We start from the raw sequence: 19,076 nt of genomic DNA on the forward strand, positions 1-19,076 counted from the left end.
CTATTCCTTATCAGATGTCAGCGGGTATAACGGCGGGTATAGCAAAGGGGAGCCGAGAACAGCACAATGTGCCTGTTTCTCAGCTCCCCTATAGCTTCATAAGACTCTCAGCTGTGCAACGCTTAGGCGTTCACAGCCGGGCAGACTACTTCAGGAAGTCAGGGACGTCCAGGGTGTCGCGGCGAGCCGGAGCTTCCTCCACAACCGGGGGAAGGTCAACGTCGAAGCCAGCAGCGCCGGTGGAAGCCGGAGCAGCAGCGGGTGCGTTGTAGCCGTAGCCGTTAGCAGCCGGAGCGGTGGAACCGCCGAAGGATGCCTGGGTGCGCTGAGCCTGGGTAGCTGCAGCAGTGGAAGCGTTGGAGTTGGTTTCCGGGTTCACTGCGTCGAAGCCAGCAGCAATCACGGTCACGCGAGCCTCATCGCCCAGTGCGTCGTCAATAACAGCACCGAAGATGATGTTTGCGTCGGGGTGAGCAACTTCCTGAACCAGGCGTGCAGCCTCGTTGATCTCGAACAGACCCAGGTCGGAGCCACCCTGAATGGACAGCAGAACGCCGTGTGCACCGTCGATGGATGCTTCCAGCAGCGGCGAAGCGATAGCCAGCTCAGCTGCCTTCACGGCACGGTCCTCACCGGATGCCGAGCCGATACCCATCAGAGCCGAACCTGCACCCTGCATGACGGACTTAACGTCAGCGAAGTCAAGGTTGATCAGGCCGGGGGTGGTGATCAGGTCGGTAATGCCCTGCACACCGGAGAGCAGAACCTGGTCAGCGGACTTGAATGCGTCCAGCATGGAGACGTTACGATCCGAAATCGACAGCAGTCGGTCGTTCGGAATAACGATCAGGGTATCAACCTCATCGCGCAGAGCAGCGATACCGGTCTCAGCCTGGTTGGAGCGGCGACGGCCTTCGAAGGTGAAGGGGCGGGTCACCACACCAATGGTCAGAGCGCCGAGGGAGCGGGCAATACGTGCCACGACGGGTGCGCCACCGGTACCGGTGCCACCGCCCTCACCTGCGGTCACAAAGACCATGTCTGCGCCCTTGAGGACTTCCTCAATTTCCTGCGCGTGATCCTCGGCTGCCTGACGGCCAACCTCGGGGTTTGCGCCCGCGCCAAGACCGCGGGTCAGCTCACGACCAACGTCCAGCTTAACGTCTGCATCGGACATCAGCAGAGCCTGAGCGTCAGTGTTGATAGCAATGAACTCAACGCCGCGCAGACCAACCTCAATCATGCGGTTGACTGCGTTGACGCCACCGCCGCCGATACCAACGACCTTGATGACTGCCAAGTAGTTCTGGGGAGTTCCAGCGTCCATGTATTCCTCGATTGTTCCGTGTTCCAGCTTCGGAAGACCCGCAGCTTAATCTAAGCCTGAAGGTTTCCTCTAAAGAATGACTTTATCTGCTAGGATACCAAACTGTTTTTGTTGGTTCCTAGTCACACAGCGCAATTACCCCCTCTTTTTGCGGATTTCACACAAAAAGGGAGGATAAAGCGCCTGAATGGTTCCCCCTAACGGGTCACCGGTACGCGCGGGGCAGACACGTCGTAGACGGCCACCTTCTGCGTCTGCGCCTCAGAGGAGTTCTCCTCCTGAGCACGCTTGGCAATAGCCTGGCGCAGGGAGAGAAGGACCTTAGCCTTCAACTCGCTCTCTTCAGCGGTTCCCCACTGCACCGTAGTATTATCCCTCAAGGTTAGAGTGATACTTGAGGTTGAGGTAGCGCTGGCTTCCTTAACCTGAGCTAGAAGTTCAGAGGGCATCGCCGAAAGCGCCGTAGAAATAGTGTGGAATTCAGCCGAAGTCTGCGGGTCATCACCGCTGAAACGCACCAGCGGCACCGAGGTATCGGGCTGAGTTGCCGACTCCAGCAGGCTCACACCATCACTATCAACAGTATGGTACGTATCGCCCTGCTTCACAACCGCAACCGCGGTACGCTCCTTCAGAGTCACCACCAGCTCATGCGGCGGGCGGCTCTCCACCTGCACGCTACGAATCACGTTGTCCTGCCCGATCAGCTCACGCACCTTCTTCTCGTCGATGCGAGTGAGCGGAACACCGCGCAGGGGCTCCAGCTTCTGCTCCACCTGAGTGGTTTCCAGCAGGGATGCGCCGCGCACCGTAATCTTCTGAGTCGCCAGCAGGGGCGAGAAGAAGACCAGCACCACGTACAGCACCGCAATAATAGCCAGCGCCGAAGCGGTGTACAGCAGCTTACGGGCACGGGTCAGAGGCGCACGCTCCTTACGGGGGCGTTCCTCAGCACGCAGACCGTCCAGGCCCGGATCCTGACGCAGACGCTCACGCTGAGCCTGGCGGCTCGCACGCTCACGTTCCTTCTCAATCTCCGCGGCACGCTGCTGCTCACGCTCGGCACGCCAACGACCGAAACGGCTCGTGGGGCGAGGCTCTTCAGCTGCCTTCTCCCCCGCCTTATCAGTGCTCTTGTCGGCGCTTTCCTCAGCCTTCTGGGCGGCAGGCTCTTCGCGAGACTCAGCAGAGGCCTTGGAGGAGCCAGGCTTCTTGTCAGAGCCCTTATCGCTGTCCTTGCCGGCACTCATCTCAGCCTGCGCGGACGCTGCCTGAGTAGAGGCACTCTGAGCAGACGTTGTCTTAGACGAAGAATCCTCAAACGCCTCAACATCAAACAGCTCGGGGGCATGCTCAACCTCAGACACGGTGCGACCGGTCATCAGAGCCGAACGCACCGAATCTTTCAGAGACTGCGCCGAAGAATGCACCGCCGCAGCGCTCTTACGAGACGAAGAATCAGCACCGTGCTGAGCGGAAGCCTTATGCGCCACGGGCTTACGCGGCGCATGGCGAACAGAGCTCGAAGACTGAGTAGCGGCTGCCTGGGCCGAGCCCTCGGAGGCGGTAGCCTTGGCGGGCTTCACAGCCTCCGCAGGCTTAGCAGTCTCCGCACCCTTGGCGACCTTCGCCGTCTGAGGCTGAGCCACCTGAGACTGAGCAGACTCAGCCTGCACGGATTCAGCTTGCTTAGCCTCAACCGGCGCATTCTCAGCCACCTGCTGAGCACGCAAACGAGCGCGAGAACGCGGAGCCTTCGGCACGCGCGAGGAGGAATGCCCCTCCGAAGAGAGACCAGAACTCATCGGCACAGCCTAAGCCTCCGACTTCTTCGACTCGCCACCGTGACGAACCTGCAGGGACTCCAGCAGACGAGCACCCAAAGCGGTCACGTCACCGGCGCCAACGGTCATCACAATATCGCCGCTCTGAGCGCACGCCACGATATCCTCAATAGCGCCCTCAGCGGTGGCGTAACGAACCTCAGAGAAACCAGCACCGGTAATCAGCTCACTGGTCACGCCCTCAATCGGCAGCTCACGAGCCGGGTAAATATCCAGCACATGAGCGCGGTCAGCCATCGACAGAGCCTGCGCGAACTCCTTCGCGAACTCGCGAGTACGCGAGAACAGATGAGGCTGGAAAATCACGTACAGGTTGTGGCCATCAGCCACGGTACGACCGGTCTCCAAGGCACGGAACACCTCGGTCGGGTGGTGCGCATAGTCATCAAAGACCTTCACGCCGGCAACCTCACCGCGCAGAGTGAAGCGGCGGTCAGCACCCACGAACTCAGCCAGCGCGCGAGCAATATCGGCAGCCTCGTAACCAGAAATCAGTGCCGATGCAAAAGCCGCCGAAGCGTTCAGCTGGTTGTGGATACCGGGCACCTTCAGAGCAAGATCCTGCTCACCCTCATAACGCACACCACGGCATTCAAAAGACCAGGACAGGTGCGACGACGAGGAAGAACCAGCGCTGGTAATCTCGCTAATGCGCAGGTCAGCGTCCTCAGACTCACCGTAGGTCACCACGGGCACACCCGCCGCACGAGAACGAGCCGCAAGAGTAGCCGCGCCCGCATCATCAGCGCAGGTCACCACAACACCGTTAGGCGCCAGCGAACCCACAAAACGGTTGAACGCCTCAAAGACACGCTCATCGGTCTCATAGAAGTCCAGGTGGTCCGGCTCAACATTCGTCACCACAGCAATAGCCGGGCGGTAACGCACAAACGAGCCGTCCGACTCATCAGCCTCAGCCACAAAAATCGACTCCGGGCCCTGAGCACCCAGGTGAGCGTTCGTGCCGCGACCAGCAATCACAGTACCCACCGCAAAGGACGGCTGAGCACCCAGCTGATCAAACATCACAGAAATCATGGAGCTGGTCGTGCTCTTACCGTGAGTACCGGCAACAGCAACCACCTGAGACTCACCCATCACAGCGGCAAGCGCCTCAGAACGATGCAGCACACGCAGACCCTGCGCGCGAGCGGCAACAAGCTCCGGGTTATCCTCACGAATCGCAGTAGAAATCACCACGGTATCAACATCCACAATGTTCTCAGCCTGCTGAGGAACACCCACACGAGCACCCGCAGCACGCAACGACTCAACAGTAGCCGACTCGGCACGGTCAGAACCGCTCACCGTCACACCAGCCTGCAGCATCAGAGCGGCAATAGCGCTCATACCCGCGCCACCAATACCGATGAAGTGCACACGGCCCAACTCGCTCATCTTCGCACGCTCAGGGAACGGCGGGTTCAGCGGTGCCGGCAACACCATCTCAAGATTCATCAATTCAGTCATTACTTCTCAGCTGCCTTCAATACTGCTTCAGCCATAACGCGCGCCGCGTCACGGATACCAAGTTCATACGCCGCAGCGCCCATACGCTCCAGCTCCTCCGGGTTCGCCATAAGAGCCGGAATCTCACGGGCAAACCACTCACCGGTGACCTCTGCATCCTTCACCAGCAGAGCCGCAGACGCCTCCACCAGAGAACGAGCATTCAGAGCCTGCTCACCATTACCAATGGGAAGCGGCACAAAAATCGCGGGAACACCCACCGCAGCAACCTCACTGACGGTCGCCGCGCCCGAACGCACCAGCAGAAGATCAGCGGCAGCATACACATCCTGCATGCCGTTGCTGAACTCAATCTGACGGTAATTCGGCGCGCTCAACGGCTCACCATTCTCATCCAGAACAGCCTTACCCTTACCGGTAATATGCAGAATCTGGAAGTCCCACTCAGCAAAGTGGTCACGGCACGCCGCCACCGCATTGTTCAGGCTCTGCGCGCCCAGCGAACCACCGGTCACAATCACGGTCGGCTTCTGCGGGTCCAGGCCCAGGTTACGGCGAGCCTTCGAACGGTGCGCCTCACGGTTCAGGTAGGCAATCTCATCCTTCATCGGCATGCCCACCAGGGTCGCGCGCGGGAACGGAGTATTAGGGAACGCAACACCGGTGAACTTCGCAAACGTGCCACCCAGGCGGTTCGCCAAACCGGGCTTCGCGTTCGCCTCATGAATCACCACGGGAATCTTAGCGCTCAACGCCGACAAATACGCAGGCGGGCACACGTAGCCGCCCACGCCAACGACCACATCCGCATCTACATCCTTGAGGATGCGGCGGGTCTTCGACAGGCCACCAAAGAACTTAGCGGGGAAAGCCAAAGCGGCACGGTTAATGCTACGAGGGAACGCCGCACGAGGAATGAACTCAATATCGAAACCAGCTGCCGGAACCAGCTCGGCTTCCATCTTGTCGGCGGTGCCCAGCATCAGAATCTTAGCATTCGGCTCAAGATCACGAACCGCACGCGCAATCGCGAGCATCGGATTAATATGACCGGCGGTGCCACCACCGGCGAAGACTATAGAGGGCGCCTTCTTCGTCATAGGTCTTTCTCCCAACACATCGGTACAGCATCATTTTACGCTATCGCACCTGTTCAAAAGAGCGCCCCCGCCATTGAGCTACAACTCAATAGCGAGGGCTTTATCTTATATTCAGCACATATTCATCACGGGTAGAGGTGCGAACCGCAGCTCACTTCCCCGATTGCCAGCCCCCGATATGCAGGCTTCGCGGAGCGGGTTCCGCGGGGTTTAGCCCTGCTTGCGGGTGCCGCGCTGAGCCGAGTTCCGAGCCGCGCCCTGAGCCGGACGCGGTGCCTGCTGAGCGCTGTTCTTCGGAGTACCCTTTGCCTGGGTGCCCTGTCGCGGCGCTGCCTGACGTTGAGCGCCCTGTCGAGGATTACCCAGTCGCTGGGCACGACGCTGACGGTCCTCCGGATGCAACGGCTGCAGACCCGCAGGTAGCGAGCCCGACGGACGGTGCTGTGCGCTACGGGGATGAGTAGCACGAGGCTGCTGCACTCGCTTCTGAGCAGCAGGTTTCTGAGCAGTAGGCTGCTGAGCGGTACGGGGCTGAGCAGGCTTACCCTGTGCCGCTCGAGTAGAGGCAGTACTCTTCTGAGCAACACGAGTCTGCTGACCGGTACGAGGCTGAGCGGGTGCCTTCTGCGGTGCAGGCTTCTGCGAGGCCTTCTGCTTCTGAGCTTCAGCCTTCTGTTCCGCCTTCACGCGGGCAGCTTCCTCACGAGCCAGACGCGCCTCCTCGCGAGCACGACGCGCCTCTTCTCGAGCCTGCGCCGCTTCCTGGCGCGCCTGTTCCTCCTCACGACGAACCTGCTCCCGAGCCTGGCGCTCCTGCTCCTTCTGCTGCTCACGAGCCATACGAGACAACTCGCGCTGCTGATCCGGCGCAAAACCCAACCAGCGGCGCAACGTGCTCTCCGGACCGAAAACAACCTTCAAAGGATTATGTTCCTTCAACAGGTGGCCACCAGCAGCCGCACGATCTGCCTCTTCCTGATTCAGTACATCCTGCAACGGCGTACGACGCTGCCATTCAGCATTCTCACGACGAACCTCACGCGCGCTCTGGGTCTCAATATTCGACGGTTTCGTCGCGCCACGCAACGGAGTCTGCCGCGCAAACGCCAACAACAAACCCGCTGCAAACAACGAGGACAACAGCGACGAACCACCATAGGAGACAAACGGCAAAGGCACACCAATCACCGGCAGGATACGGGACACCATGCCCATATTGATAATCGCCTGAGAAGTCAGCCAAATCATGATGCCGCCCGTAGCCAAACGCACCAGCGGATCAGTAGTACGCAGCATAATACGAACCGCGCAGTACACCAGGCCCACATACAGCAGCAGAACCGCCAGCGTACCCAGCAGACCCAGCTCCTCACCAATAATGGCGAAAATATAGTCGTTATGCGCCTCAGCCAGGTAGTTATACTTCTGGCGCGACTGGCCCAGACCAACACCCAAGAAGCCACCGGTCGTCAGCGCCACCTCACCAGAATTTGCCTGGTCACAGTTAGCGTTCGTGCACGAACCCCAAATACCGAAAATACGAGCCACACGGTTCGCGCTACTGAGCACACCCACGAGCGCCAACACCGCAAACGCGCCGCCAATCTTCAGCAGCGAGCTGCGAGAAGCACCCGCCAGCCACATCATGCCCACAAAGATGAAGCCATACACCATGGCGGTACCCATGTCACCACCGAGCATAATCAGCAGCACCAGGGCACCCACACCATAAATCGAGGGGAACAGCGTGCGCCAAATACTACGAGAAATATCGCCGTGGCGGCTATACACCCACGCCAGCCACATAATAATCGCAAGCTTCGAAAACTCCGACGGCTGAATCTGCACCGGGCCGAGCTTCAACCAGTTACGGTTACCGTTCACCTCAACGCCAACGACCACCACAGCAAGCTGCATGACCAAGGCGGCAATCAGCATCGCGTACACCACAGACTTCTTGTGGTAATACCCAACAGGGATACGCGCAATACCCGCCATCGCAAGCACGCCAAGGACCAAGAACATGATCTGAGACGAAACCTGCGAGAACGGCGACTGGCCCTGCGAAATCATCGTGACGCTCGAAGCCGACAACACCATAATGCAGCCAAAAATAGCCAGACCCAGGGTCGTCACCAGCAGCATCACCGGCACATCCCACAGGTCAGCCTTCAAACCACGACGGTACAGCCTACCGGCACGAGCACGGAACGGCGCTGAGAAATCCTCCAAACCGGCTCGCAAAGACGCCCAACGACCACTCGTAGTCGAACGCGCTGAAGAAGCCGAACGCTCCGAAGATGCGCTGGTACTCACATGCCCTCCTATAGGCCTCAACTGCCACGGATCCGTCGTGGCGAATACACGAAAAAGGTTCAGGGGTGGGACACCGTTACCATCCCACCCCCGAGAAGAACCCGCAGAAAGCACCCCGGTTACCCGAGACGCCCCTGCAGGCAACGTCCTAAGAGTCTGCCAGCTGGGCGGCAACAGCGTTCGCAAACGCATCACCGCGCACCGCATAATTCTTGAACTGGTCCATCGACGCAGACGCGGGAGCCATCAGCACGGTATCCCCCGGATGCGCCAGCTCAGCAGCCTTCGCAACGGCCGCGTTCATCACGGCAACGCCGTCCGAAGAATCAGCCACAGCGGCGGTCATATTGTAGGTCGGAACCTGCGGAGCGTGGTTAGCCAATGCCGACTTCAACGCCGCAGTATCGGTACCGATAATCAGCACAGCCTTCAGACGCTGCGCGTGGGCAGCAATCAGCTCATCGTACTCAACGCCCTTCGACAGGCCGCCAGCAATCCACACCAGCGAGGGGTAGCCGCTCATCGACGCGTTCGCGGCGTGAGGATTCGTAGCCTTCGAATCGTTCACCCACATGATGTCGTTCGCGTAGCCCACCAGCTGGTTGCGGTGCGCACCGGTCTTGAAAGAACGCAGGCCCGCGCCCACAGCCTTCGGGTCAATATCAGCCGCACGGCACAGCGCCGCAGCCGCCAGAGCGTTCTCCACGGTGTGCTTCGCAGGCATCTTACCGGGAGCCGGAGCCAAATCCTCCAGAACCGCCAGCTCATACGCCTCGTTGTAACGGTTCTTCAAGAAGGCGCGGTCCACCATAATGTCCTCAGCCAGGCCGAGCATCGACACGGCGGGCATCTCAGTGGAGCTGAAGCCAATCGCGCGAGCGCCCTCAATAACGTCCGCGTTCTCAACCATGCGCAGGGTGTCCACATGGTCGGTGTTGAAGATGCAGGCAACCTGAGTGTGCTCGTACACGCGAGCCTTATCAGCCTTGTAACGCTCGAACGAACCGTGCCAGTCCACGTGGTCCTCAGCAATGTTCAGAACCACCGAAGCGTACGGGGACAACGAATGGGTCCAGTGCAGCTGGAAGCTGGACAGCTCCACCGCGAAGAACTCATAGGGCTCATCATCGGCAATGGCGTACACAATCGGCATGCCCACGTTGCCTACCTGAATAGCCTTCTTGCCGGCAGCCTTCAGGACGGAATCGACCATACCCACGGTAGTGGTCTTACCATTCGTACCGGTCAGGCACAGCCACTTGGGGGTCGGCAGGCCACTACGCTCGTTTAAACGCCATGCCAGCTCAACATCGCCCCAAATCTGGATACGACGCTCATAAGCGTCCAGCATGACCGGGTGGTCGGGACGCACGCCCGGAGAGGTAACCACAAGCTCGGGTTCCTGACCGTCTACCAGGGGCAGGGCACGCATGTGCTCGGGACCGAACAGGCCCTCAACCGGGCCGTACGCGTTCTTGTAAATCTCGATGCGCTCACGCTTCTCCGGAGTATCCGCGCCGTCGATGACAACGATCTTCGCGCCCAGCTGGGCAAGCACGTCGGTCACAGCGTCGCCGCTGGTGCCCATACCCACCACGACCACGCGCAGGTTAGCCCAGGGGGCGCCCCAGTGAGTCAGTTCCGCGAGGCGCTCGTTCTCATACACCGGGTTCACCGCAATAGCGGCGGCGTTCGCTTCAATGCGAGCTGTATCCGGCTGTTCATTAGTTGACATTAGTGAATCACTCCAGAAGTCTGCGAGAACCAGTCACCGAAGAACAGCGCCAGGGCGACGAGCACGCAGAGGGCATTAACAACCCAGAGGCGGAACACGGAGTTCACTTCGCCGCTGCTGACGGTACCGGGGGCAATGCCTCGCTTATCAATTGAGTACTTGCCGTTGACGCCGACCTTCTCCATGTGATGGTGGAAGGGGGTCATACGGAAGTAACGGTGCGCGTGTAGGGGCTTCTCCCCCGCTGCCACCGAACGCTTACGGCTGGTCTTGAACACGAACTTCTGCACAATCACAGAGAACACTTCCAGCACGGGAATCAGAGCGATAACCAGCAGAAGCAGCTCGGTGCGGGTGAACAGCGCGAAAGCAACCATTGCGCCGCCCAATGCCAGGGAGCCGGAGTCGCCCATGAAGATCTGTGCCTTCGACACGTTCCACCAGAGGAAGCCAGCCAGCGAACCCACCAGGGAAGCAGCAATCAGCGCCAGCGAACCGGGGTCGCGCACATCGTAGCAGGCGGTGCCGGCACCAGCGGAGCAGGCGTGCACGTACTGCCAGATGCTGATGGTCAGGTAGCCGGAGAAGATGGTCATCATGATGCCGCCAGCCAGGCCGTCCAGACCATCGGTGAAGTTCACGGCGTTCGTGCCGGACAGGGAGATGAGGGTAATCCAACCAACCAGCAGGATGGAGCCGAAGACCGCGCCCGCCGCGAACAGGTCGATGGGCAGGTCACGCACGAACGAGATAGCGGTCGACGCCGGACGAGCACCCGACTCATTCGGGAACTGGAACGCCAGGTAGGCAAAGGGCAGGGTCACACCCAGCAGGCCGATGGTCTTCTGCTTCTCGGTCAGACCCTCGTTGCCCTTATTGCGGAACTTCATGATGTCGTCCGCCGCACCCACGCCGAGCATACCCAGGGTGAAGGCGATGGTCAGCCACGCGGTGGCGGTCGGCATCGGTGCGGTACCGAAGAACAGCGCGCTCACCGCCAGGGTCAAGAAGTAGGCGAGAATCGCCGCGGGGATGAAAATCAGACCCGCCATGGTGGGGGTGCCCGCCTTATGCTGGTGGGCCGCCGGGCCTTCCTCACGGATGAGCTGGCCAAGCTTGAGGGACTTCATCTTCTTGATGAACACCGGCAGCGCGGTGAGGGAGATGAGGAATCCGAAGATTCCAGCAATCAGCACGGTAATCATAAAGCGCTACCCTTCGTTCGTGGTCTGTTCGGTCGAAGTACGGTCGCCGTTAGCGGTGCCGTCCAGGTGAGCGGCAAGGTGGTCGCTCAAATCGGTGGTTTCAACAAAGTCACCGGCAGAAAGCCAGGTCGGTGCCTGCTCTTCCTCAGCACCGAAGGTGTACTCGGCGAAAGCAACCTGGTCACCCAGAATGCCCAGCTTCGCGCCGTTCGAGGACTTGAAAAGCACAATGTCACCGGGGCGAACCTCGGCGCGCAGAATCTGCTCTGCCTCTTCCGGGGTCTTCACCCAGGTCGCCTCATTACCCCAGGAGCCTTCCAGGTGAGCCGCATTGTAGGTGGGCTTCGTCTCGTCGCCCACAGCAATCAGCTTGGAAATGTTCATGCGCACCACGAGGCGGCCGATGCGGTCGTGCTCCTCCAGGGAGGCGTCACCGAGCTCCAGCATGGCGCCCAGAACAGCCCAGGTGCGGTGCGGCTGACCGGTCGCTGGGTCAACGGTGCGGCCCAGCTGCGCCAGGGTGCGCAGTGCCGCCGCCATCGACTCAGGGTTCGCGTTGTACGCGTCGTTAATGACGGTCACGCCGTCGGCACGGTCGGTGCGAGCCATACGCCACTTCGAAGCTGCCGCCGCCTTGTTGAGCGCGCGAGCAATCTTCTCACCCGAAATACCGCTGTTGTAGGCGATCGTCGCCGCAGCCAGCAGGTTGTGCACGTGGTGCTCACCGATCAGCTGCGAGGAAATCTCGTACTCGCTGCCGTCGGGCAGGCGCAGAGTGAACTCGGGGCAACCGGCGTCGGTGGTGCGCAGGTTCAGCGCCGCCACGTAGCGTTCGTAGGGCTGACCGTTCGCGTCGGTCTTCTCGCCCACGCCGAAGTACGTAATGGGTGCAACCGAACGCGACGCCATACGCAGTACGCGCTCATCGTCAGCGTTCAGAGCCAGGGAGCCGGTCGGCTGAACGCCCTCAGCCAGCTCACCCTTAGTACGCTCAATATTGTCCACGCCGCCGAACTCGCCAGCGTGCGCGGTACCAACCTTCAGGATTGCGCCGTGATCAGGGTGCGCAATATTCGCCAGGTACTCGATGTTGCCCACGTGGTCGGCACCCATCTCAATGACCAGGTAGCGGGTAGACTCATCCGCACGGAAAACGGTCAGGGGCACGCCCACTTCACTGTTGTAGGAGCCAACCGGGGCAACGGTCGGGCCCTCCGGGGTGAAAATGGCGGCAAGAAGGTCCTTGGTGGTGGTCTTACCGGCTGAACCGGTAATACCGATAACGGTCAGCTCACCCTGAGCGCGCATCTGCTCAATGGAATAGCGTGCCAAATCGCCCATCGCCAGCACCACATCGGGCACCTGGATGCTCGGATAGGGCACGCCCTGCTCGTCGAGTACTTCACGCTCGACCAGCGCCAGGGTCGCGCCCCTCTCAAACGCCATGGGGATGAACCTGTGGCCGTCAGTGACCGCGCCGGGCTTCGCCACGAACAAGGTACCGGTCTGCACCTCACGGGAGTCGGTGGTGGCGAAGTCTGCGTACACCTGCTCCTCACGGCCCTCCAGGCCGATAGCGGTGCCGCCGGTTGCCTCAATAATCTGGGCGGCGCTGAGCTTAATCATTCTTCACCATACCTTCAGCGGTCTTAGAGTCACTTTCATCGAGCATGCGCTGGTAGTCAGGCAGAATCTCGAAACCGTGCGCACGCAGGGCACGGGCGGTTTCAACGCGGTCATCCAGGGCGATATCCACGCCGTCAACATCCTGTTCGGTTTCGTGGCCGCGGCCAGCAATCAGGATGGCGTCATGCTCGCCCGCCAGGGCAATTGCCGCATCAATAGCGGCGGCACGCGGAGAAATATTCAGAATCTGGGTGGCTCGGCGGTTCTCAGCCTTCTGCGCGCCCTCCTCAACGGCGGCACGAATCGGCTCGGGCGCCTCACCGTGCGGATCGTCATCAGTAACAACCACAATATCTGCGTACTGTGCCGCAATCTCACCCATAATCGGGCGCTTCAGCTGGTCACGCTCACCGGTCGCGCCGAAAACAATCATGACCTTACCCTCACCGGGGCGATCCATCGCCTCCAGGGCACGAGTCAGGCCGTCAGGGTTGTGGGCAAAGTCCACAATCGCGTGCGGAGCCAAAGAAATCAGCTGCATACGACCCGGCACCACCGGAGTCAGAGCCGCACCGGAGACCAGCTCAGGCAGCAGACGCTCACGCTCAGCAGAGTCAGTATCCAGGTACGCCATGAGGGCCGCCAGCGCAGCATTCGAAACGTTAAAGTCAGCGGGCAGACCGGTGTAGCATTCAACGCTCTCACCTGCGCCATTAGCCACGTGGAAGCGGTGGCCCAGGCCCTCACGCTGAACCTTCACCACAGCCCAGTCGCGGGCACCAAACTCTGCGGGTACCTCAGCCAGACCGGCACCGCGAGCAGTCACCAGACGGTGCACCTGCTGCGCACCCATCTGCTCGCAAGCGGCGGAGAACATCTTCTCGCCCCACTCGTCATCAGCAGTAATCACCGCAAGCTCAGCACGCTCAGGAGTGAACAGCTGCGCCTTCGACTCAAAGTAATGCTCCATGGTGCCGTGCAGATCCAGGTGGTCCTGGGTCAGGTTCGTGAAGCCAGCAACCGCATACTTCACGCCGTCCACACGGTGGTAATCAATCGCGTGCGAGGACACCTCCATTGCGGCGCAACGCACCTGATGCTGACCCATAATCGTCAGCAGAGAATGCACGTGAGGAGACTCCGGGGTGGTCATCTTCGAAGGAACCGACACACCATCAATCAGAATCTGAATAGTGCCAATCAGACCGGTTTTCACACCCAGGCCGGTGCGGAACACCGACTCCAGCATGTAGGTGGAGGTGGTCTTACCGTTCGTACCGGTCACCGCATAGCGGTGGGTGGCGGGGAACGAAGCCGAACCATAAATCAGCGCAGCCAACGGACCAACGTACTCGCGCAGGTTCTCAGTCACCAGGACAGGCACCGGCGCCTCACCCAGCAGTTGCGCACCGGCAGCATCCGTCAAAATAGCGGAAGCACCCAGCTTCAACGCGGCCTCAGCAAACTGCGCACCGTGCACCTTCGCACCGGGCAGAGCCACGTACAGGTCCTGGGGGCGAACACCTCGGGAGTCCATGCTAATACCGGTAACCTCAACGGTATCAACGGATTCAGAACCCTGAACGCCGATAGCCGGCTGGACACTCACCTGAGCGCCCAAGCCCTGCAGATGTTCGCGAAGGTGCGCCAAACTCACCGGGCGCACAGAATTCGGGCGCAGAGTCTGAGCGTCGCCGCCCAGCAGGTTCTGGCCGGGTGCGTGAGATGCGGTATCCATCGTCCTTCTTTCCTCCCCGCTGTCCGAAGCGGTGAGCTCTGTATGGTCAATGCGCTCAAGGCACACAGGGTCATTCAATATTCTACGGGCTTTAGGCTTCGACAGGTGTTCAGTATCGGAGCTTCTTCATCACGAATCGGCTACCGGGCGCCTCTCCCCCGCTCGCCTTTAGCTCGTCTTATTGGGGCTATCCTCAGCAAAAAGCGGAATCAACTCCGGTTCACCGGTAGAACGCGGCACATTATAGGTGTGCAGAGTCTTCTCCATAATCTTGGAGAACTCAGCCGTCGTACCGTTCGTACCCACGCTACCCTCAGGACGCTGCATGGTCACCGCCACCAAGAACTGCGGGTTCTCAATCGGCGCCACACCAACAAAGGACGTCGTGTTGCCGTCATAGCCGCCCTTCTCACTCGGGGTTTCCGCAGTACCGGTCTTACCGCCCACGCGGTAGCCGGTCACCTTCGCCGGACGGGCGTGGCCCTGCTCCACCACATTCTCCATGAGAGTCAGGCAGGAGGCGGCAGTCTGCTCGCTCACCATGCGTTCGCCAGGCTCCACGGCACGCTTATGTTCGGTACCGTCCGCGTCAATAATTGCGTCCACAATGCGCGGCTTCAGACGAACACCCTTATTGCCCAGCGCCTGGAAAATCATGGCGGTCTGCAGCGGAGTCTGCGCAACACCCTGACCGAACAGCACCGTATACTGCTGACGGCCGTCCCAATCACGCCAATCGGCGATTATGCCCTGCTGCTCACCGGTCAACTCAATGCCGGTAAACTCACCAACACCATACTTCTTCAACCAGTTGTAGCGCTCTTCCTTGCTGAGCTTCTGACCGACCAGCACCGTACCGGTGTTCATCGAGTCATGAATAATGCCAGAGAAAGTACGCCGCTGCGCCCCGTGCTCAAACGCATCCTTGAAAGTCTGGCCGTCAATCGTGAGGGTCGCGGGCACATCATACACACTAGTCGGAGTCGTCAGGCCCTGCTCAATCAGCGCCGAAGCAGTTAGCATCTTCTCGGTCGAACCGGGCTCCACGCTCTGCGAAATAGCGCGCGGGGTCATGTCCGCCGCGTCCTCAATGGTTGCCGCGCCCGGGTCCATCGTGGAGGAATCAGCAAGAGCCAAAATGGAGCCGTCACGCACATCCATAACAATGGCGGTACACCATTCAGCTTTCAGCTCCTCGGCGCGGGCACGCACCACCTGCTGCGCAAAATACTGCACATCACGGTTAATGGTTAGGCGAATATTCTTACCGTCCACCGCCAGGCGCTGCTCTTCCTTCGCTACGGGGATACGCACGCCATCAGCGCTAATCTCGTAGGTGCGCTCACCGGGGGTACCGGCAAGCTCCTTCTCAAAGACACGCTCAATGCCCACGGAGTAGTTACGGGACACCGTACCGCCCGTACCGTTGCCGTCTGCCTCTTCAACAATGTTGTACTTACCGACCACGGAACCGCCCACACTACCGTTGGGGTACAGGCGCTGAGAGAACGCCTCACCGTAGATGAAGGGCGCACCCAGGGCATCAATCTTATTGAAAATTTCCGGGGTGATATTTGCTTTGATCACCGAGTACTTTGAGGTGCCGTCCAGCTTGGACTTGATGAACTCGTCGGTAATGCCCGGGTCAACGGTCTTGAGAATATCGACCATCTCGTACACCAGCTGGTTGGGGGTGACCTCAACCTTCTGGGTGCGATCCTCGTTGTAGCGTTTGAAGGTCGCCACGGCGCTCTGGTCAGCAGTCAGGTTATAACGCTGCACAGTACGCGCCATGACGTTGCCGTTGATATCGAGAATCTGACCGCGCACAGCAGGCAGCACCTGGGAGCGCAAACGCTTCTGACGGGACGCATTCGCCACTGCACCGGGGTCAAAGCCCTGGCGGATAAACAGGTTCGCACCGATAACGCCCAGAGCGCAGGTGGCTGCGGCGCCTGCGACGAAGCCACGGCGGGTCAGATCCGGCTGACCGGATGCCGATTCGTTCGCGTTCTTACGCGCGTCGGAGCTCATGCGGTGGTCCTTTCGCTGGTCTAGTCTATCGGTGATGCTACGCATCCTGTGGTCAATATTGTTTATCGTGCAACCTGGCTTGCCGCGGGGCTAGCTGCGGGCTGCTGAGCGGCGCTCGGTGCGGTGGAAGCAGCCGGGCTAGCAGGGGCGCTATTCGCCGGTGCGGGGTTGGCCTGCTGGGCGGGGTTAGCCTGCTGCGCGGGGCTTGCCGAGGCGCTTGCAGATGCCTTTGCCGTAGCGCTCGCCTGGCTGTGTCGCTGCTGAACAGACTTGTCAGCATCCACAATGCCCTTGGCGTAGCTTTCTTCCGAACCCGCTGCCGGCGGCGAAATCAGGTTCTCCTGCTTGGATCCTTCAATACCGGTGGGGCTTGCAGCCGGGGCGGGGGTGCCCTCAATCGTGGAAGTCTGCAGGTTCAGGGTCGCCTGCGAAGAGCTCACAAACATGCCCAGGGTACTGGCGCGTATCGCCAAATCCTGCGGGGCTTCCTTGAAACCAATCTCCTGCTGCAGCGCCTGGTTCTCCTGCACGAGGCGCTGTTCCTGCGCGCGCAAATCCACCATGTCGTACTGTCGGGTCACAATCAGCACGTTAAGCAGCAGAATAAAAATCAGGGTCAGCGGAATTGCCGCAAAAACAGCGAGCATGGTGGGCGGGCTGAGCTTACGGGCTCGGCGGCGCACAGTGGACAGCGGGTTACGCTGCTTGGGCTTCGTTTCGCGTGCTTCTTCGGTGCGTGCTGCTGCACGGACGCTCGAGGGCACACGGCTCGCGTTCGTTGAGGTGCGCTTACCGCCGTGCGAAGCAGCGGTACTGGCGGGGCGGACCGCCGGTTGGGAGGCGGTGACCGGCTCCAGACGCGCGGCGCGGGTACGGCCGGAGTGGGCTCGGGTGGAGGCGCGGCTCGCCCCGGTAGAGCCGCCGGTAGAGCCAGTAGAGGATGCGCGGGTAGAGCCAACGGCGCCGGGGGTGCCGGCGGCAGGGCGCGAGGAACCGGCGCGTCGACTCCGCGGGGCGCCCTGGGTGCGGGTGGGGCGCTGGGATGCGTGCTGGGTGCTCACTCTTCTTCGCTTTCTGTCTTCTACTTGGCGGGGATGCGGATCTTCTCGGCGGCGCGCAGCTTGGCGCTGGCGGCGCGGGAGTTCTGTTCGATTTCCTCGTCGGTAGGCGGTTCGGCGCCGCGGGTAATGAATTTGACGGTGGGCTTGTGTTCTTCAAGCTCTACCGGGAAGCCCTTGGGCGCCTTGGAGGTTGTCTCTGCGGTCAGTGCCCTCTTGACGATTTTGTCTTCGAGGCTGTGGTAGCTCATGGCGACGAATCGGCCGCCGAGGTTGAGCGCCTCCAGGGCTGCCGGCACGGCGCGTTCGAGGGCTTCAAGCTCGTGGTTCACTTCGATGCGCAACGCCTGGAAGGTGCGCTTGGCGGGGTGGCCGCCGGTGCGCTGCGCGGCGACGGGCACAGCCTTCTGAATAATGCGTACGAGCTCACCGGTGGTTTCCAGGGGCGCGTTGGCGCGGGCGGTGCAGATGGCGCGGGCGATACGCGATGCGAACTTCTCTTCGCCCCAGTTGCGGATAATGCGGCGCAGCTGGTCTTCGCTGTATTCGTTGACAACAATACGGGCGGTGAGCTCATCTTCGGAGTTCATGCGCATGTCCAGGGGCGCGTCGTAGGAGTAGGCGAAGCCGCGGGTGCGTTCGTCCAGCTGCATGGAGGAGACACCCAGGTCCATCAGGATGCCGTCGATGCCCTGCACGCCGGCAGCTTCCATGGCGCGGTCAATCTCATCGTAGACGGCGTGGACGGGTACGAAGCGGTCACCGAAGCGTGCCAGACGCTCACCGGCGATGGCGTGTGCCTGCAGGTCGCGGTCAATGCCGATCAGCACAAGGTTTTCGAAGCGTTCAAGCAGCGCCTCGGAGTGGCCACCCATACCGAGGGTGCCGTCAATAACGTAGGCGGTGCCGCGCTCCTCGACGGCGCGTTCAATGCCGGGTGCCAGCAGGTTAATGCAGCGGTCCAGCATGACGGGCACGTGGCGTTCGCTGGCTTCACGCTGGGAGAGGTTCTCAATGGATGCGCCGGGGGCCTTGGCGGCAGTACCGGAGTCGGTCGTACCGGTTTCGGGGGCGTGTTCTACGCTCATGGGTGCTCCTGTGAGAGTTTGTCCTGCGGGAAGGCTTACGGAAGAGTGGTGCGGGTGCTAGAGATGCCGGGGCGGTAGCCGTCGCGTCGGCGGGATGCCGGTTAGAGCAGCGGGCTGAACGGGTCCTCGTCGAGGGAGGCGAATTCAGCTTCGGTGCGGGCGAGGTATTCCTCCCAGGCGGCGGCATCCCAGATTTCTGCGCGGGTACCGGATCCGATGACGACGAGGTTGTCGGTCAGTCCTGCGTATTGGCGCAGTATCGGCGGGATGGTGATGCGTCCCTGCTTGTCGGGCAGTTCGTCTGAGGCTCCGGAGAGGAAAACTCGCAGGAAGTCTCGGGCGGCTCGTCCGGGCAGGGGCGCGGTGCGCATCCGTTCGTGGATGCGTTCAAATTCTGCGGCGGGGAAAACGTACAGGCATCGTTCTTGACCGCGGGTCAGAACGAGGCCTGCTGAGAGTTCCTCACGGAATTTGGCGGGAAGGATGATGCGTCCTTTGGCGTCCATTCGTGGTGAGTAGGTACCTAAGAACATTC

At 60.7% G+C, this 19,076-nt stretch carries 13 protein-coding genes; all 13 read right to left on the reverse strand.

What is annotated here, in order from left to right; genetic code table 11:
• Nucleotides 1-145 precede the first annotated feature (145 nt).
• The 13 genes from ftsZ to mraZ all read right to left on the reverse strand — a co-directional run bounded on the left by ftsZ (nucleotide 146) and on the right by mraZ (nucleotide 19,074).
• Complete coding sequence (gene ftsZ, locus HMPREF2845_RS08310) at nucleotides 146-1,327, reverse strand: cell division protein FtsZ (protein WP_005506541.1); 1,182 nt, start codon at nucleotides 1,325-1,327, stop codon at nucleotides 146-148.
• Between the two features lie 197 nt (nucleotides 1,328-1,524).
• Entirely contained in the window at nucleotides 1,525-3,132 is a 1,608-nt protein-coding gene (locus tag HMPREF2845_RS08315) for a cell division protein FtsQ/DivIB (RefSeq protein ID WP_246824649.1), read from the reverse strand.
• Between the two features lie 9 nt (nucleotides 3,133-3,141).
• Nucleotides 3,142-4,641 (reverse strand): UDP-N-acetylmuramate--L-alanine ligase, encoded by a 1,500-nt coding sequence (murC, locus tag HMPREF2845_RS08320; RefSeq protein WP_070634444.1) that lies wholly within the window; start codon nucleotides 4,639-4,641, stop codon nucleotides 3,142-3,144.
• Nucleotides 4,641-5,741, reverse strand: a complete 1,101-nt coding sequence (gene murG / locus HMPREF2845_RS08325) for an undecaprenyldiphospho-muramoylpentapeptide beta-N-acetylglucosaminyltransferase (RefSeq protein WP_049350352.1) — start codon at nucleotides 5,739-5,741, stop codon at nucleotides 4,641-4,643. Before murG ends, murC begins: the two co-directional genes overlap by 1 nt.
• 210 nt (nucleotides 5,742-5,951) lie before the next feature.
• On the reverse strand, nucleotides 5,952-8,057 hold the full coding sequence (locus HMPREF2845_RS08330; RefSeq protein WP_070634445.1) for an FtsW/RodA/SpoVE family cell cycle protein: 2,106 nt from the start codon (nucleotides 8,055-8,057) through the stop codon (nucleotides 5,952-5,954).
• A gap of 148 nt (nucleotides 8,058-8,205) precedes the next feature.
• Entirely contained in the window at nucleotides 8,206-9,792 is a 1,587-nt protein-coding gene (gene murD / locus HMPREF2845_RS08335) for a UDP-N-acetylmuramoyl-L-alanine--D-glutamate ligase (RefSeq protein WP_070634446.1), read from the reverse strand.
• Nucleotides 9,792-10,997, reverse strand: coding sequence for a phospho-N-acetylmuramoyl-pentapeptide-transferase (mraY, locus tag HMPREF2845_RS08340; RefSeq protein ID WP_049356172.1), 1,206 nt, complete (start codon nucleotides 10,995-10,997; stop codon nucleotides 9,792-9,794). The genes murD and mraY overlap by 1 nt, the downstream gene beginning before the upstream one ends.
• A 6-nt stretch (nucleotides 10,998-11,003) precedes the next feature.
• Nucleotides 11,004-12,623 carry a UDP-N-acetylmuramoyl-tripeptide--D-alanyl-D-alanine ligase gene (murF, locus tag HMPREF2845_RS08345; RefSeq protein WP_049353002.1) on the reverse strand — a complete coding sequence of 540 codons (1,620 nt, stop codon included), beginning with the start codon at nucleotides 12,621-12,623 and terminating at the stop codon, nucleotides 11,004-11,006.
• On the reverse strand, nucleotides 12,616-14,361 hold the full coding sequence (locus HMPREF2845_RS08350; protein WP_070634447.1) for a UDP-N-acetylmuramoyl-L-alanyl-D-glutamate--2,6-diaminopimelate ligase: 1,746 nt from the start codon (nucleotides 14,359-14,361) through the stop codon (nucleotides 12,616-12,618). The genes murF and HMPREF2845_RS08350 overlap by 8 nt, the downstream gene beginning before the upstream one ends.
• A gap of 168 nt (nucleotides 14,362-14,529) precedes the next feature.
• The gene (locus HMPREF2845_RS08355) at nucleotides 14,530-16,395 is read right to left on the reverse strand and encodes a peptidoglycan D,D-transpeptidase FtsI family protein (protein ID WP_070634448.1); all 1,866 of its coding nucleotides are present in this window, start codon (nucleotides 16,393-16,395) and stop codon (nucleotides 14,530-14,532) included.
• Between the two features lie 62 nt (nucleotides 16,396-16,457).
• Nucleotides 16,458-17,456 (reverse strand): cell division protein FtsL, encoded by a 999-nt coding sequence (locus tag HMPREF2845_RS08360; RefSeq protein WP_070634449.1) that lies wholly within the window; start codon nucleotides 17,454-17,456, stop codon nucleotides 16,458-16,460.
• Nucleotides 17,457-17,476: 20 nt separating this feature from the next.
• Complete coding sequence (gene rsmH / locus HMPREF2845_RS08365; RefSeq protein ID WP_070634450.1) at nucleotides 17,477-18,541, reverse strand: 16S rRNA (cytosine(1402)-N(4))-methyltransferase RsmH; 1,065 nt, start codon at nucleotides 18,539-18,541, stop codon at nucleotides 17,477-17,479.
• Nucleotides 18,542-18,642: 101 nt separating this feature from the next.
• Nucleotides 18,643-19,074: a division/cell wall cluster transcriptional repressor MraZ gene (gene mraZ, locus HMPREF2845_RS08370; RefSeq protein WP_005507741.1), complete on the reverse strand. Its 432-nt coding sequence runs from the start codon at nucleotides 19,072-19,074 to the stop codon at nucleotides 18,643-18,645.
• Between the last annotated feature and the right edge of the window lie 2 nt (nucleotides 19,075-19,076).

The sequence above is a fragment of the Rothia sp. HMSC065B04 genome (assembly GCF_001812285.1).
GTDB lineage: Bacteria > Actinomycetota > Actinomycetes > Actinomycetales > Micrococcaceae > Rothia > Rothia mucilaginosa.

What these genes read in the sequence shown, in the direction of transcription:
- mraY (WP_049356172.1), bottom strand. Translation starts at nt 10,997, where the DNA reads ATGATTACCGTGCTGATTGCTGGAATCTTCGGATTCCTCATCTCCCTC.
- murG (WP_049350352.1), bottom strand. Translation starts at nt 5,741, where the DNA reads ATGACGAAGAAGGCGCCCTCTATAGTCTTCGCCGGTGGTGGCACCGCC.
- murF (WP_049353002.1), bottom strand. Translation starts at nt 12,623, where the DNA reads ATGATTAAGCTCAGCGCCGCCCAGATTATTGAGGCAACCGGCGGCACC.
- HMPREF2845_RS08355 (WP_070634448.1), bottom strand. Translation starts at nt 16,395, where the DNA reads ATGAGCTCCGACGCGCGTAAGAACGCGAACGAATCGGCATCCGGTCAG.
- ftsZ (WP_005506541.1), bottom strand. Translation starts at nt 1,327, where the DNA reads ATGGACGCTGGAACTCCCCAGAACTACTTGGCAGTCATCAAGGTCGTT.
- HMPREF2845_RS08315 (WP_246824649.1), bottom strand. Translation starts at nt 3,132, where the DNA reads ATGAGTTCTGGTCTCTCTTCGGAGGGGCATTCCTCCTCGCGCGTGCCG.
- rsmH (WP_070634450.1), bottom strand. Translation starts at nt 18,541, where the DNA reads ATGAGCGTAGAACACGCCCCCGAAACCGGTACGACCGACTCCGGTACT.
- mraZ (WP_005507741.1), bottom strand. Translation starts at nt 19,074, where the DNA reads ATGTTCTTAGGTACCTACTCACCACGAATGGACGCCAAAGGACGCATC.
- murC (WP_070634444.1), bottom strand. Translation starts at nt 4,641, where the DNA reads ATGACTGAATTGATGAATCTTGAGATGGTGTTGCCGGCACCGCTGAAC.
- HMPREF2845_RS08350 (WP_070634447.1), bottom strand. Translation starts at nt 14,361, where the DNA reads ATGGATACCGCATCTCACGCACCCGGCCAGAACCTGCTGGGCGGCGAC.
- murD (WP_070634446.1), bottom strand. Translation starts at nt 9,792, where the DNA reads ATGTCAACTAATGAACAGCCGGATACAGCTCGCATTGAAGCGAACGCC.